Origin of the sequence: Streptomyces sp. NPDC001351 (assembly GCF_042896045.1) — a bacterium.
GTDB lineage: Bacteria > Actinomycetota > Actinomycetes > Streptomycetales > Streptomycetaceae > Streptomyces.
In genome coordinates this window covers 766,958-781,490 of record NZ_JBIAWS010000003.1, presented here as the reverse complement: position 1 = coordinate 781,490, position 14,533 = coordinate 766,958, and the positions used below count along the sequence as shown (strand labels likewise).

Annotated in this window: 13 protein-coding genes; 10 read left to right on the top strand and 3 right to left on the bottom strand. The window is 70.1% G+C overall.

The window, feature by feature from the left end; genetic code table 11:
* Positions 1-9 precede the first annotated feature (9 nt).
* The 8 genes from ACFY1U_RS13800 to ACFY1U_RS13765 all read left to right on the top strand — a co-directional run bounded on the left by ACFY1U_RS13800 (position 10) and on the right by ACFY1U_RS13765 (position 9,903).
* The gene (locus ACFY1U_RS13800; protein WP_390694324.1) at positions 10-1,011 is read left to right on the top strand and encodes a proline racemase family protein; all 1,002 of its coding nucleotides are present in this window, start codon (positions 10-12) and stop codon (positions 1,009-1,011) included.
* A 41-nt stretch (positions 1,012-1,052) separates the two neighbouring features.
* Positions 1,053-1,724, top strand: coding sequence for a GntR family transcriptional regulator (locus tag ACFY1U_RS13795; protein WP_390694323.1), 672 nt, complete (start codon positions 1,053-1,055; stop codon positions 1,722-1,724).
* 57 nt (positions 1,725-1,781) lie between these two features.
* Positions 1,782-2,777: a LacI family DNA-binding transcriptional regulator gene (locus ACFY1U_RS13790; RefSeq protein WP_390694322.1), complete on the top strand. Its 996-nt coding sequence runs from the start codon at positions 1,782-1,784 to the stop codon at positions 2,775-2,777.
* A 110-nt stretch (positions 2,778-2,887) separates the two neighbouring features.
* Positions 2,888-4,237, top strand: coding sequence for an ABC transporter substrate-binding protein (locus tag ACFY1U_RS13785; protein WP_390694321.1), 1,350 nt, complete (start codon positions 2,888-2,890; stop codon positions 4,235-4,237).
* A 5-nt stretch (positions 4,238-4,242) separates the two neighbouring features.
* Complete coding sequence (locus ACFY1U_RS13780; RefSeq protein WP_390694320.1) at positions 4,243-5,199, top strand: carbohydrate ABC transporter permease; 957 nt, start codon at positions 4,243-4,245, stop codon at positions 5,197-5,199.
* Positions 5,196-6,074 carry a carbohydrate ABC transporter permease gene (locus ACFY1U_RS13775; protein ID WP_390694319.1) on the top strand — a complete coding sequence of 293 codons (879 nt, stop codon included), beginning with the start codon at positions 5,196-5,198 and terminating at the stop codon, positions 6,072-6,074. Before ACFY1U_RS13780 ends, ACFY1U_RS13775 begins: the two co-directional genes overlap by 4 nt.
* Before the next feature lie 30 nt (positions 6,075-6,104).
* Positions 6,105-7,685, top strand: a complete 1,581-nt coding sequence (locus ACFY1U_RS13770) for an alpha-amylase family glycosyl hydrolase (RefSeq protein WP_390694318.1) — start codon at positions 6,105-6,107, stop codon at positions 7,683-7,685.
* A gap of 76 nt (positions 7,686-7,761) precedes the next feature.
* Complete coding sequence (locus tag ACFY1U_RS13765) at positions 7,762-9,903, top strand: discoidin domain-containing protein (protein ID WP_390694317.1); 2,142 nt, start codon at positions 7,762-7,764, stop codon at positions 9,901-9,903.
* A 108-nt stretch (positions 9,904-10,011) separates the two neighbouring features.
* Here the strand turns inward: ACFY1U_RS13765 and ACFY1U_RS13760 are convergent, their stop codons facing one another.
* The 3 genes from ACFY1U_RS13760 to ACFY1U_RS13750 are packed head-to-tail and all read right to left on the bottom strand — an operon-like array spanning position 10,012 to position 12,193.
* A complete protein-coding gene (locus ACFY1U_RS13760; RefSeq protein ID WP_390694316.1) occupies positions 10,012-10,947 on the bottom strand; it encodes a PDR/VanB family oxidoreductase in 936 nt (311 codons plus the stop codon).
* Entirely contained in the window at positions 10,944-11,123 is a 180-nt protein-coding gene (locus ACFY1U_RS13755) for a hypothetical protein (protein WP_390694315.1), read from the bottom strand. The genes ACFY1U_RS13760 and ACFY1U_RS13755 overlap by 4 nt, the downstream gene beginning before the upstream one ends.
* On the bottom strand, positions 11,120-12,193 hold the full coding sequence (locus ACFY1U_RS13750; protein ID WP_390694314.1) for a Rieske 2Fe-2S domain-containing protein: 1,074 nt from the start codon (positions 12,191-12,193) through the stop codon (positions 11,120-11,122). Before ACFY1U_RS13750 ends, ACFY1U_RS13755 begins: the two co-directional genes overlap by 4 nt.
* Positions 12,194-12,436: 243 nt before the next feature.
* Between ACFY1U_RS13750 and ACFY1U_RS13745 the strand changes: the two genes are divergently transcribed.
* Both ACFY1U_RS13745 and ACFY1U_RS13740 read left to right on the top strand, forming a co-directional pair.
* Positions 12,437-12,796 (top strand): signal peptidase I, encoded by a 360-nt coding sequence (locus tag ACFY1U_RS13745; protein WP_390694313.1) that lies wholly within the window; start codon positions 12,437-12,439, stop codon positions 12,794-12,796.
* Positions 12,797-13,647: 851 nt separating this feature from the next.
* The gene (locus ACFY1U_RS13740; RefSeq protein ID WP_390694312.1) at positions 13,648-14,313 is read left to right on the top strand and encodes a polysaccharide deacetylase family protein; all 666 of its coding nucleotides are present in this window, start codon (positions 13,648-13,650) and stop codon (positions 14,311-14,313) included.
* Positions 14,314-14,533: the final 220 nt, after the last annotated feature.

Genomic DNA, 14,533 nt, shown 5'->3' with positions numbered 1-14,533 from the left:
AGGCAGGCCATGCGCAGCAGACTCGTCCTGCACGCCGTCGACTCGCACACCGAGGGCATGCCCACCCGCGTGATCACCGGCGGGATCGGGACCATCCCCGGCGCGACGATGAACGAGCGGCGGCTGTACTTCCGCGAACACCGCGACGACATCAAGCAGTTGCTGATGAACGAGCCGCGCGGGCACTCCGCGATGAGCGGCGCGATCCTCCAGCCGCCGGCCCGGGCCGACTGCGACTGGGGTGTCGTCTACATCGAGGTGTCCGGCTATCTGCCGATGTGCGGGCACGGCACGATCGGCGTCGCGACCGTGCTCGTCGAGACCGGCATGGTCGAGGTCGTCGAACCGGTCACCACCATCCGCCTCGACACCCCGGCCGGAGTCGTCGTCGCGGAGGTGGCGGTGGAGGGCGGCGCGGCCAGGTCGGTGACGCTGAGGAACGTGCCGTCGTTCGCGGTCGGGCTCGACCGCAAGGCGACCCTGGCTGACGGGCGGTCGGTGACCTATGACCTGGCCTACGGCGGAAACTTCTACGCCATCCTCCCCCTGGACCAGTTCGGGCTCCCCTTCGACCGCTCCCGCAAGGACGACATCCTCGCGGCCGGGCTTGCGTTGATGGACGCCATCAACGTCGAGGACGAGCCCGTCCACCCCGAGGACCCGTCCATCCGCGGCTGCCACCATGTCCATCTGCTGGCCCCCGGCTCCGACGCCCGCCACTCCCGGCACGCGATGGCGATCCACCCCGGCTGGTTCGACCGCTCACCCTGCGGCACCGGCACCAGCGCGCGCATGGCGCAGCTGCACGCACGCGGGGACCTCCCGCTGCACACCGAGTTCGTCAACGAGTCCTTCATCGGCACCCGCTTCACCGGCCGCCTCCTCGGCACCACCGAGGTGGCGGGCCGCCCCGCCGTCCTGCCCAGCTTCACCGGGCGTGCCTGGATCACCGGAACCGCCCAGTACCTGCTCGACCCGGAGGACCCGTTCCCCGCGGGGTTCGTGCTGTAGGCGGCTCGATAATGTCCGGTAACCCAAGGAGGACGATCACCATGGCCCAGCAGCACCGCCCCGCCCTTCCCTCGCTCGGCGGCAGGAAGCCCAACTTCCGGGAGAAGGTCGTGGACGTGCTGCGGGCCGCGCTGATCTCCGGTGAACTGCGCCCCGGCCAGGTGTACTCGGCGCCGGCCCTCGCACCCCGCCTGGGCGTCTCCGCCACCCCGGTGCGCGAGGCGATGCTCGAGCTGGTGAAGGAGGGCATGGTCGAGATCGTCCCGAACAAGGGGTTCCGGGTCACCGAGGTCTCCGAGAAACAGCTCGACGAGTACACCCACATCCGGTCCCTGATCGAGATCCCGACGACCGTCGGCCTCGCGACCACCGCCCACCTCGACGACCTGAAGGCGCTGCGCCCGCTCGCCATGGAGATCGTCACCTCGGCCACGCGAGGCGACCTCACCGACTACGTCGAGGCCGACCTGCACTTCCACCTCGCTCTGCTCGCCCTGGCCGGCAACGACCATCTCGTGGAAGTCGTACGGGACCTGCGGCAGCGTTCACGGCTTTACGGACTGACAGCCCTGGTCGAGACAGGGCGGCTGAAGGCCTCGGCCGAGGAGCACCTCGAACTCCTCGATGCGCTGCTCGCACGCGACAGCGAGGCCGTGCGCGAGGTGATGACCCGGCACCTCGGGCACGTCCGGGGCCTCTGGGCCGCCCACTGAGAGACCGTTTTCGGGATTACGCAAGCTGTTTGCATTTCTTGCGCTATTCTTGCGCACATGACGCGACGACTTGCTGAGGTGGCGAAGAAGGTCGGGGTCAGCGAGGCCACGGTCAGCCGGGTGCTGAACGGCAAGCCCGGGGTCTCGGAGTCCACCCGCCAGGCGGTCCTCAGTGCCCTGGACGTCCTCGGCTACGAGCGGCCCACGCAGCTGCGCGGGGAGCGCGCCCGGCTCGTCGGTCTCGTCCTGCCCGAGCTGCAGAACCCCATCTTCCCGGCGTTCGCCGAGGTGATCGGCGGAGCCCTCGCCCAGCTCGGCCTGACCCCGGTGCTGTGCACGCAGACCAAGGGCGGCGTCTCCGAGGCCGACTACGTGGAGCTGCTGCTGCAACAGCAGGTATCCGGCGTCGTCTTCGCCGGCGGCCTGTATGCACAGGCCGACGCCCCGCACGACCACTACCGCCGGCTCGCCGAGCGCAACATCCCGGTGGTGCTGGTCAACGCGTCCATCGACGACCTCGGCTTCCCTGGCGTGTCCTGCGACGACGCGGTGGCGGTGGAGCAGGCGTGGCGGCATCTGGCGTCCCTCGGGCACGAGCGGATCGGTCTGGTGCTGGGACCGTCCGACCATGTGCCCTCGGCGCGCAAACTGGCGGCGGCGCAGAGCGTGGGGGAGCTTCCCGACGAGCATGTCGCCCGGGCCATGTTCTCGATCGAGGGCGGTCACGCGGCCGCCTCCCGGCTCATCGACCGGGGCGTCACCGGCATCATCTGCGCGAGCGACCCCCTGGCGCTCGGGGCGATCAGGGCCGCGCGCCGCAAGGGGCTGGAGGTCCCGGCACAGGTCTCGGTCGTCGGCTACGACGACTCCGCGTTCATGAACTGCACCGAGCCCCCGCTGACCACCGTCCGCCAGCCCATCGAGGCCATGGGAAGGGCTGCCGTCGAACTGCTGAACACGCAGATCAACGGCAGTTCCGTAGCACCCGAAGAGCTGCTGTTCGAGCCCGAGCTGGTGGTCCGGGGGTCGACCGCTCAAGCCCCTCGTCACTGAGATCCATCCTGCTGTCGAAAATTTACAGATTCTGCGCGACATCTTGCGGACGGATGTCGGCGGTGCTTGAGTGTGCGGCGCCCACCGCTCCTGCCACGAGGGGTCCACCGATGAGAAGCACCGGGTTCCGCCGAACGTTCCTCGCGCTCAGCGTCTGTTCTCTCGCACTCACCGCCTCCGCCTGCGGGTCGGGCGACGACGGATCGGCGAGCGGAAAGACCCGTATCACCGTCAACTGCGAGCCACCCAAGAGCGCCAAGGTCGACCGCGGGTTCTTCGAGCAGGACATCGCCGCCTTCGAGAGGCAGCACCCGGACATCGACGTCGTCGCGCACGACGCGTTCCCCTGCCAGGACCCGAAGACCTTCGACGCCAAGCTCGCCGGCGGGCAGATGGAGGACGTCTTCTACACGTACTTCACCGACGCCAGGCACGTCGTCGACATCCACCAGGCGGCCGATCTCACGCCGTACATCAAGGAGTTGAAGAGCTACGACACCCTCCAGAAGCAGCTGCGGGACATCTACACCGTCGACGGGAGGATCTACGGCATCCCGCGCACCGGCTACTCGATGGGCCTGATCTACAACCGGCGGCTCTTCCAGAAGGCCGGCCTCGACCCCGACAAGCCCCCCACCACCTGGGACGAGGTCCGCGCCGACGCCAAGAAGATCGCGGCCCTCGGCAACGGCACCATCGGATACGCCGACTACAGCGCCCAGAACCAGGGCGGTTGGCACTTCACCGCCGAGCTGTACTCCCAGGGCGGCGACGTCGTCAGCGCCGACGGCAAGCAGGCCACCATCGACACTCCCGAGGGTCATGCGGTGCTGCGGAACCTGCACGACATGCGGTGGGCCGACGACTCGATGGGCAGCAAGCAGCTCCTGGTCATCAACGACGTGCAGCAGATGATGGGTTCGGGCAAGCTCGGCATGTATCTCTCCGCCCCGGACAACATCCCGATCCTCGTCAAGGAGAAGGGCGGCAACTACAAGGACCTCGCCCTCGGCCCGATGCCCGGCGGCAAGGGCACGCTCATCGGCGGCGACGGCTACATGTTCAACAAGCACGACACCCCCGCCCAGATCCGCGCCGGCCTGAAGTGGCTCGACCACATGTTCCTCACCCCCGGCACGGGCTTCCTCGGCGACTACGCCCGCGCCAAGAAGGCGGGCGCCCCGGTCGGACTGCCCGAGCCGCGCCTGTTCACCGGCGCCGCCGACGCCAGGGACCAGCAGGCCAAGAAGGCCAGCGCCAATGTCCCGGTGGAGAACTACCAGGCCTTCCTCGACGGCAACCACAGCCTCCAGCTGAAGATCGAGCCGCCCGACGCCCAGCAGATCTACTCCGTCCTCGACTCCGCCGTCTCCGCCGTCCTCACCAAGAAGGACGCCGACATCGACCAGCTGCTGAAGGACGCCTCCGGCAAGATCGACGGCATCCTGGCCCGGGGCTGACCGCCATGACGAAGACGGCCGAGCAGCAGACGGCCCGGGCGGCCGCCGTCCCCTCGATCCCGGCGCCGCCCCCGGCAGGGGACCGGAGGCGGCGCCGCCTCGCCGACCAGGCCCGCGCCTACGCCTTCCTCCTCGGCGGCCTCGTCTGCTTCGCCCTGTTCTCCTGGTACCCGGCGATCCGCGCGATCGTGATCGCCTTCCAGAAGTACACGCCTGGCTCACCGCCCGAGTGGGTCGGCACCGCCAACTTCACCCGCGTCTGGCACGACCCCGAGTTCACGGCCGCGTGGCGCAACACGCTCACCTTCACGCTGCTCGCCCTGCTGCTCGGTTTCGCCATCCCCTTCGTGCTGGCCCTCGTCCTCAACGAACTGCGCCACTGGAAGGCGTTCTTCAGGGTCGTGGTGTATCTGCCGGTGATGATCCCGCCGGTGGTCAGCGCGCTGCTGTGGAAGTGGTTCTACGACCCCGGAGCCGGCCTCGCCAACGAGACACTGCGCTTTCTGCACCTGCCCACCTCGAACTGGTCCAACGGCACCGACACCGCCCTCATCTCCCTTGTCGTCGTAGCCACTTGGGCCAACATGGGCGGCACCGTCCTGATCTACCTGGCCGCACTCCAGTCCATCCCCGGCGAGCTCTACGAGGCCGCCGAACTGGACGGGGCGAACCTGCTCCAGCGCATCCGGCACGTGACGGTCCCGCAGACGCGTTTCGTCATCCTCATGCTGATGCTCCTGCAGATCATCGCGACCATGCAGGTCTTCACCGAACCGTTCGTGATCACGGGCGGCGGCCCGGAGAACGCCACGGTCACCGTCCTCTACCTGATCTACAAATACGCCTTCCTCTACAACGACTTCGGCGGCGCCTGCGCGCTCAGCGTCATGCTCCTCGTGCTGCTCGGCGCCTTCTCCGCCGTATACCTGCGTCTGACCCGCTCCGGAGAGGAGGACGCATGAGCGCCACCCGCACCCTCGTCTCACCGGCGACGCTGGCCCGCCCGCGCGGGAGGGCCGTGTACTGGACGGTGTTCACCGTCGTCCTCGTCCTGTTCGCGCTCGCCTTCCTGTTCCCCGTCTACTGGATGGTGACCGGCGCGATGAAGTCACCGGACGAGGTGGCGCGGACCCCGCCCACGCTCGTCCCCGAGCACTGGCGCCTCGGCGGCTACACCGACGCCTGGGACCTCATGCAGCTGCCGCAGCACCTGTGGAACACGGTGGTCCAGGCGGCCGGCGCCTGGCTGTTCCAGCTGGTTCTCTGCACGGCCGCCGCCTACGCCCTGTCCCGGCTCAGGCCCGCCTTCGGCAAGCTGATCCTCGGCGGCGTCCTCGCCACCCTGATGGTCCCGGCCCAGGCCCTGGTCGTACCGAAGTACCTGACCGTCGCCGACCTTCCCCTGATCCACACCAGCCTGCTCAACGACCCCCTGGCCATCTGGCTGCCGGCCGTCGCCAACGCCTTCAACCTCTACCTGCTCAAACGGTTCTTCGACCGGCTCCCGCGAGACGTCCTGGAGGCGGCCGAGATCGACGGCGCGGGGAAGCTGCGCACCCTGTGGTCGATCGTGCTGCCCATGTCGCGTCCAGTGCTCGGGGTCGTGTCGATCTTCGCGCTGGTCGCCGTGTGGCAGGACTTCCTCTGGCCGCTGATGGTCTTCTCCGACACCGGCAAACAGCCGATCAGCGTCGCACTCGTGCAGCTGTCGCAGAACATCCAGCTGACCGTGCTCATCGCCGCGATGGTGATCGCCAGCATCCCGATGGTCGCCCTGTTCCTGCTCTTCCAGCAGCACATCATCGCCGGGATCGGCGCGGGCAGCACCAAGGGCTGACGCCCTCCCTCCGACCGAAAGGCAGGCACAGTGGGACAGCCCCGCCATGCCCCCACGCAGTGGTGGCGCTCCGCCGTCATCTACCAGGTCTACGTCCGCAGCTTCGCCGACGGCGACGGCGACGGCACCGGCGATCTCGCCGGCGTCCGCGCCCGACTGCCCTACCTCGCCGAACTCGGCGTGGACGCCCTGTGGTTCAGCCCCTGGTATCTGTCACCGATGAAGGACGGCGGCTACGACGTCGCCGACCACCGCGCCATCGACCCGGCCTTCGGCACCCTCGCCGAGGCGGAGAAGCTGATCGCCGAGGCCCGCGAACTGGGCATCCGCACGATCGTCGACATCGTGCCGAACCACGTCTCCGACCAGCACCCCTGGTTCCGCGCCGCGCTCCTCGGCGGCCCCGAACGCGAGCTGTTCCACTTCCGCCCCGGCCGCGGCAGACGCGGCGAACTCCCGCCCAACGACTGGACGTCCCAGTTCGGCGGCCCCGCCTGGACCCGGCTGCCCGACGGCGACTGGTACCTGCACCTCTTCGCCCCCGAACAGCCCGACCTCAACTGGGCGCACCCGGCCGTCCGCCAGGAGCACGAGGACATCCTGCGGTTCTGGTTCGAGCGGGGCGTCGCCGGAGTCCGCATCGACTCGGCCGCACTCCTCGCCAAGGACCCCGCCCTGCCGGACTTCACCGAGGGCCGCGACCCGCACCCGTACGTCGACCGCGACGAACTCCACGACATCTACCGCTCCTGGCGCGCCGTCGCCGACGAGTACGACGGCATCTTCGTCGGCGAGGTCTGGCTCCCCGACACCGAACGCTTCGCCCGCTATCTGCGCCCCGACGAACTCCACACGGCCTTCAACTTCGCCTTCATGACCTGCCCCTGGGACGCGCGCAGACTGCGTACGTCCATCGACGAGACCCTCGCCGAGCACGCACCCGTGGGCGCCCCCGCCACCTGGGTGCTGTGCAACCACGACGTCACCCGCACGGTCACCCGCTACGGCCGCACGGACACCGGCTTCGACTTCGCCACCAAGGCCTTCGGCACCCCGTCCGACCTCGCCCTCGGCACCCGGCGGGCCCGCGCGGCCGCCCTGCTCTCACTCGCCCTGCCCGGCACGGTCTACCTCTACCAGGGCGAGGAGCTGGGCCTGCCCGAGGCCGACATCCCCCTGGACCGCATCCAGGATCCGATGCACTACCGGTCGAACGGCACCGACCCCGGACGCGACGGCTGCCGGGTGCCCCTGCCCTGGGCGGCCGGGGCGCCGTACGCGGGATTCGGCAGCCGCGAGGAGCCCTGGCTGCCGCAGCCGGACGGCTGGACCTCGTACGCCGTCGACCGCCAGGACGCGGACACCGGCTCGATGCTGGCCCTCTACCGCGCGGCCATCGGGCTGCGCCCCGTGTTCGGCGACGGGCCGCTCACCTGGCTGCCCGCACCCGAGGGCGCGCTCGCCTTCACCCGGGCCGACGCCCGGTGCCTGGTGAACCTCGCCGACACCCCCGTCGACCTTCCCGCCCCCACCGAACTCCTCCTCGCCAGCGGCCCCTTGGATGCCGAGGGGCGCCTGCCGAAGGACACCGCGGTGTGGCTGCGCACCTGAGCCCGCACCGCACCCTCCCGCCATCCCCGCACCCCCACCCCGAAGGGATCAGCACATGCACAGAACTGTCAGGGGCATGCCAGTATTGACGGTCGTCGCCCTCTCCGCCGGTCTGCTCACCGCCACGGCCCCCGCCGCGCACGCGGCCTCCGGCGCCACTGTGCCCTTCACCTCGGTCGAGGCCGAGTCGGCGACGACCACCGGCACCAGGATCGGCCCGGACTACACGCAGGGCACCCTCGCCTCCGAGGCCTCCGGACGCCAGGCCGTACGTCTCACCTCGGGCCAGCGCGTCGAGTTCACCGTGCCGCGCGCGGCGAACGCCGTGAACGTCTCCTACAGCGTCCCCGACGGCCAGTCCGGCACGCTCGACGTGTACGTCAACGGCCAGAAGATCGCCAAGACGCTCGCGGTCACCTCCAAGTACTCGTACATCGACACCGGTTGGATCCCGGGCGCAAAGACCCACCACTTCTTCGACGACGCCCGACTGCTGCTCGGCCAGAACGTCCAGGCCGGTGACAAGATCGCCTTCCAGTCGACCGGGACCCAGGTCACCGTCGACGTGGCCGACTTCGAGCAGGTCGACGCCGCCGCCGGTCAGCCCGCGGGCTCGGTCTCGGTCACCTCCAAGGGTGCCGATCCGAGTGGCAACGGCGACTCCACACAGGCCTTCCGGGACGCGATCTCGGCCGCGCAGGGCGGAGTGGTCTGGATCCCGCCGGGCGACTACAGGCTGACGTCCTCGCTCAGCGGAGTCCAGAACGTCACGCTGCAGGGCGCCGGCAGCTGGTACTCCGTCGTGCACACCTCGCGATTCATCGACCAGTCGAGTTCGTCGGGCGGTGTGCACATCAAGGACTTCGCGGTGATCGGCGAGGTCACCGAGCGCGTCGACTCCAACCCGGACAACTTCGTCAACGGCTCGCTGGGACCGAACAGTTCGGTCTCCGGCATGTGGATCCAGCACGTGAAGGTCGGCCTCTGGCTGATGGGGGACAACGACAACCTGGTCGTCGAGAACAACCGCATCCTCGACACCACCGCCGACGGCCTCAACCTCAACGGCAACGCGCGCGGGGTCCGCGTCCGGGGCAACTTCCTGCGCAACCAGGGTGACGACTCGCTCGCCATGTGGTCGCTGTACTCCGCCGACACCGACTCCAGCTTCGAGAACAACACCGTCTCGCAGCCGAACCTCGCCAACGGCATCGCGATCTACGGCGGCACCGACATCACCGTGAAGAACAACCTGGTCGCCGACACCAACGCCCTCGGCAGCGGCATCGCCATCTCCAACCAGAAGTTCCTCGACCCGTTCTCCCCGCTGGCCGGCACCATCACGGTCGCCGGCAACACGCTCGTGCGCACCGGCGCGATGAACCCCAACTGGAACCATCCGATGGGCGCGCTGCGCGTCGACTCGTACGACAGTGCCGTCAACGCCACCGTGAACATCACCGACACGACCGTCACCGACAGCCCGTACAGCGCCTTCGAGTTCGTGTCCGGGGGCGGGCACGGCTACCCGGCCGGCAACATCACCGTCAGCGGTGCGACCGTGCAGAACACCGGCACGGTCGTCGTCCAGGCGGAGACGCAGGGCTCGGCGAAGTTCAGCAACGTCCAGGCCACCGGGGTGGGGGCGGCAGGCGTCTACAACTGCCCCTACCCGGCCGGCTCCGGCACCTTCACCCTCACCGACGGCGGCGGCAACTCCGGCTGGAGCAGCACCTGGGCCGACTGCTCGACCTGGCCGCAGCCCGGCCAGGGCAACCCCGACCCCGACCCGACCCGCAACCTCGCCAAGGGCCGCCCGGCCACCGCCACGGGCTCCCAGGACGTCTACACGCCGGGCAAGGCGGTCGACGGCGACGCGAACAGCTACTGGGAGTCCACCAACAACGCCTTCCCGCAGTCCTGGACGGTCGACCTCGGCTCGACGCAGGCGGTGCGCCGGCTGGTGCTGAAGCTGCCGCCGTCCTCCGCCTGGGGCGCCCGCACCCAGACCATCACCGTGCTGGGCAGCACCGACGGCTCGACCTACTCGACCGTCGTCGGCGCCACCGGTTACCGCTTCGACCCGGCGACCGGCAACACGGCGACCGTCGCCCTGCCGGCCGGTACCAGCCTGCGTCACCTGCGGCTGACCGTCAGCGCCAACACCGGCTGGCCCGCCGGCCAGTTCAGCGAGGTGGAGGCGTATTCGACGTCGTGACCGCGCTGCGGGGCCACCGGGTGTGCCACCGGTCCCGCGGCTGCGCCCCCTGACGGCTACTGCGTCAGGGGGCGCCATCGTCGGGCCAGGAGCGGGCCGGCCTCACCGTCACAGGTCCAGCACGAGCTTCTTTCCACGGCAGCGGGACACACAGATCATCATCGTCTCCCCGCTCTGCTGCTCCTCGGCGGTGAGCACCGAGTCCCGGTGGTCCGGGGTGCCGTCGAGGACGTCGGTCTCGCAGGTGCCGCAGGTGCCCTCCGTGCAGGAGAACAGCACCTCCACGCCGGCCGCGCGGACGGCATCCAGCACGGAGACGTCCGGCGCGACCGTGACGGTACGGCCGCTCTGCGCCAGCTCCACCTCGAACTCGCTGTTCTCGCCGGCCCCCTGGGCCTTCGGAGAGAACCGCTCGACCCGCAGCCGCTCGGCCGGGCACCGCTCCTCGACCGCGTCCAGCAGCGGCCCGGGACCACAGCAGTACACGAGCGTGCCCTCGGGCAGGTCGTCCAGCACGGAACCGAGGTCGAGGAGCCCGGTCTCGTCCTGCGGGCAGACGCTCACCCGATCCCCGTACCGCTCCAACTCCTCAGTGAAAGCAATGGAGTTGCGGGTGCGGCCGCCGTACAGCAGCGTCCACTCGGCGCCCGCGGCCTCCGCGGCGGCCAGCATCGGGAGGATCGGGGTGATGCCGATCCCGCCCGCGACGAACCGGTAACGCGGCGCGCTCTCCAGCCGGAAGTGATTGCGCGGCCCGCGCACCCGCACCTTGTCGCCCTGCCCCACCTGCTCGTGCACATGGGCGGAACCGCCGCGCCCGTCAGGCTCCCGCAGCACCGCGATCCGCCACACCGAACGGTCCGCGGGATCCCCGCACAGCGAGTACTGCCGCTCCAGCTCCGGCCCGAGCACGACGTCGACATGCGCGCCCGGCTCCCAGGCCGGCAGGTCCTCGCCGAGCGGATGGCGCAGGGTGAGGGCGAGTACGCCGTCTGCCGCGAACTCCCGGCGCTCGACGACGAGTTCGGCTTCGTACACGGTCATGAGCTGTTTCCTCGTGGCGCGGCGGGCTCGTGTCCTTCGGGGTGGCCGAGCATCCACTCCCACATCTCGACCGGGTCCTGGGCGCTGTGCTCGGCACCGCAGTGGCAGGTGCCGTGCAGGATGTCGGTGCCCGGCAGCCAGTCGATGCGGTAGATCTCTCCGGTGGGGCTGCTCACAGGACCTTCTCCACGGGCTTGTCGCCCTCCTCGACCAGGCGGGCGAGGATACGGCGGGCGGCCAGACCGCCGGTGTCGATGTTGATGCTGAGTTCCTGATACCCCGTCCGCTCCGTGCCGAGCGTCTTGTACAGCAGGTTGAGCGCGTCCACGTCCTGCATGACCACGGTGTGGTTGTTGCTCCGCAGGAACTCGGTGACCTCGCTGTCGTCCGTCGCCCAGTCGCGCGAGACGGCCCAGAAGTCGTACACCTTGCCGTCCGTCGACGGCGTGATCGCGTAGGTGATCTCGGTGTGGAAGCCGTTCGGGTCGCTGCCGTCGGCCTCCGGCTCCACGCCCACCGGCGCGATCCGGCTGTGCAGCAGATACAGACAGGGCGCGTGGTACTCGATGTCCTGCCAGCGGGTGATCCGGCCCTGGATGCCGGTGGAGTTGGCGTAGAACGGCGGGCACTCGGCGTCGTCCATGTGCCGGCTCACCCGCACGATGCCCGCGCCCTCGTCGACCTCGGTGGTGATCGGCGTCTCGGCGACCTCGGGGCTGCCGATGTAACCGCCGTGCAGATACGTCTCGTGGGAGAGGTCCAGGAGGTTGTCGACCAGCAGCCCGTAGTCGGCGTCGATGGGCTCCATACCGCGGACGGTGACCCAGCCGGGCGCGTCGAGGTGCCGGGCCCGGGGGATGGTCTGCGCATCGGCGAGGGCCGGGTCGCCGATCCACACCCACACCAGGGAGTCCACCTCGACCACCGGGTAGGAGGCGACCCGGGCGGTGCGCGGGACGCGCTTCTGGCCGGGCACGTACACGCAGGTCCCCGTCGTGTCGTACGTGAACCCGTGGTAGCCGCACACCAGCTTGTCGCCGTCCAGCCGGCTGGGCTTCTCGTGCAGCGGGAAGCGGCGGTGCACACAGCGGTCGGCGAGCGCGACCGGCGTGCCGTCCTCCTCCGTCCGGTAGAACACGAGCGGTTCACCGAGGATGGTCCGGCCGAGCAGCTCCTCGCGCCCGACCTCGTGGCTGTAGGCGGCGACGTACCACTGGTTCCTGGCAAATGCGGTGATGTGCGGCATGGCGTTCCCGTCCCTGAGAGCGGGGCGCCGTCGCCCCGCGTGCCGTGGTTGGACTCAGCGTCCTGACGGCTGCGGTGGGCGCGCAAGGTGGCTTCTGCCAGGCGGAAGGGGTTCCGTGGAATCGCTGGTCAGAGCCCCGGCACGCCTACCGTGCCGTTCCGCGGCCCGCCCGGCGCCGAGGAGATCACCGGGACCGGCCGCCGCACCGACCACGCCCACCTCCTACTGCTAGCGTCCGGGTGCGTGAGCGACAACGTGTACGTGGGGAACGCCGGCGAGGACGCGGCACTCGACCGGGGCTGGCTGCTCGGGCACTTCAAGGACGTCGGCGACCCTCGCCACAGTACGGACGTGGAGATCAAATGGGGTGTCCATCCGCCCGGCGACGAGCGGGCGGAGTGGGTGAAGGGCGAGGAGCGGACCGCTCTCCTGGTCCTCGTCAGCGGCCGCTTCCGCGTCGAACTCCCCGGCCGCAGCGTCCTCCTGGCACGGCAGGGTGACTATGTGGTGTGGGGGCGCGGAGTCGAGCACTCCTGGTTCGCGGAGGAGGAATCGGTGGTGCTGACGGTCCGCTGGCCGTCCGTGCCCGGCTACGCGGCCTGAAACGCACCACCGACGCCCGTCAGCGGGCCGGTACCGCGCCCGGGCGGCCGGCAGGAGGGGACCATCTGGCGTTCCGCACCAGTAGACGGTCCGGGACGTCCGCAGAGCGCGGCCGGCAGCCGCTCCGGCACGGGCAGATCGGCCGGATGCGGGCTGATCGGGGGCGACCGAGAGTGGGCGCAGCCGACCGCTCATCGCCCGGTGGCCGAGGCCGGAGCCAGGCGCCGGATGCGGTCGGCGACTCGCTTGCCGGCAGTCAGCTGCCGGCGGTTCCCGCAGTGGTCGGACGGCGGCGGTCCGGCTCCCCGTTCGGCGTGCCGGGAGGCCGGATACGGCGGCACACGCAGGTGCGCAGCGCGCGGGTGACCGGGAGCCGAGTGCACCGTTGGTGGACGGCCGCCGGCTGTCCCGCGCCACATGGCCGATCACCGGAGGGCCGGGGCGCATCCGGCCGTCTACGATGTCTCGGGCCGCCGCACCAGCCTCCATGGACTCGCTCTCCGGAGCCGCCCTCGGTTCGGTGGAACAGGGCAAATCATCAGCAAAGGATCTTTGGGCAAGGCTTGTCCGGTTCAGGGGCGGGCGGCGAGTGTGCGCTGCCTAGCGTTGCCGCCGTGAGTCCGGGCGGGTGGGAGTGGATGAGTACGAGTCGACGTATGGTGCTGGCGGCCTTGGCCGGGGGAGCTCTGGCGGGCTGCACGGCGCAGAAGGGGCCGTCCAAGGCGGAACCGCCTGTCGCTGCCCCTTCCTCCGCTCCCTCCTCCGCCGGTCCCTCGCCCTCGGCCAGAGCCAGGCCGGACCGTCCGTCTGCCGCGACCCGCGCCGAGATCGTCGCCCGCTACGGTCACGCCGTGCCGCACACCTGGGGTTTCGACGGGCCCGGTGTGGTGCACCGGCTCCCCGCCGGTCAGCGGGGCATCGCGCTGACCTTCGACGCCTGCGGCGGCCGGGGCGGCAGCGGCTACGACCGAGCCCTGATCGACTTCCTGCGCAGGCGGGAGATTCCGGCGACTCTGTTCATCAACTCCCGCTGGATCGAGGCCAATCCGGCCGTCTTCCGCCGACTGGCCGCCGAGCCGCTCTTCGAGATCGCCAACCACGGCACCCGCCATCTCCCCCTCTCGGTGACCGGCCGCTCCGCCTACGGCATCCCCGGCACCCGCGACGCCGCCGAGGTCTACGAGGAGATCGCCGGCAACCGGGCGAAGCTCACCCGTCTGCTGGGCCGCCCGCCGCGTTTCTTCCGATCCGGTACGGCGTACTGCGACGACGTCGCGGCCAGGATCGTCACCGCGATGGGAGAGCGGTTCGCCGGCTTCTCGGTCAACGGCGACGCGGGCGCCACCTTCAGCCCCGAGCAGGTCCGTACGACGGTGGGGTCCGCGCCCGCAGGCTCCGTCGTCATCTGCCACATGAACCACCCGGAGGGCGGTACGGCCGCGGGTATCACCGCCGCCGTGCCCCGACTGCTGGCCGCCGGCCATTCATTCGTACGGCTGTCGGATGCGCTGCACTGAGCGCACGGGCCGCGTCCGGGCCCAGCTGCTCGGCGCGTTCGCGGCCCGCCAGGGAGTCGTCCGCACTCTGCGGGACGGTGCAACCGCCGCGGCACACCTCACGTACCGACGACTTTCACACAGACGCCACCAGACCCTTCCCTGACGTTTGGTGCTCTTGGAACACTCGCTCCGCGCGCAATCCGTCAGATCCGACCGGTCGAACATCCCCGAGGCGAGA

Coding starts and splice junctions, on each gene's coding strand:
- ACFY1U_RS13780 (WP_390694320.1), top strand. CDS start 4,243: ATGACGAAGACGGCCGAGCAGCAGACGGCCCGGGCGGCCGCCGTCCCC.
- ACFY1U_RS13790 (WP_390694322.1), top strand. CDS start 1,782: ATGACGCGACGACTTGCTGAGGTGGCGAAGAAGGTCGGGGTCAGCGAG.
- ACFY1U_RS13795 (WP_390694323.1), top strand. CDS start 1,053: ATGGCCCAGCAGCACCGCCCCGCCCTTCCCTCGCTCGGCGGCAGGAAG.
- ACFY1U_RS13785 (WP_390694321.1), top strand. CDS start 2,888: ATGAGAAGCACCGGGTTCCGCCGAACGTTCCTCGCGCTCAGCGTCTGT.
- ACFY1U_RS13760 (WP_390694316.1), bottom strand. CDS start 10,947: ATGACCGTGTACGAAGCCGAACTCGTCGTCGAGCGCCGGGAGTTCGCG.
- ACFY1U_RS13800 (WP_390694324.1), top strand. CDS start 10: ATGCGCAGCAGACTCGTCCTGCACGCCGTCGACTCGCACACCGAGGGC.
- ACFY1U_RS13765 (WP_390694317.1), top strand. CDS start 7,762: ATGCCAGTATTGACGGTCGTCGCCCTCTCCGCCGGTCTGCTCACCGCC.
- ACFY1U_RS13775 (WP_390694319.1), top strand. CDS start 5,196: ATGAGCGCCACCCGCACCCTCGTCTCACCGGCGACGCTGGCCCGCCCG.
- ACFY1U_RS13750 (WP_390694314.1), bottom strand. CDS start 12,193: ATGCCGCACATCACCGCATTTGCCAGGAACCAGTGGTACGTCGCCGCC.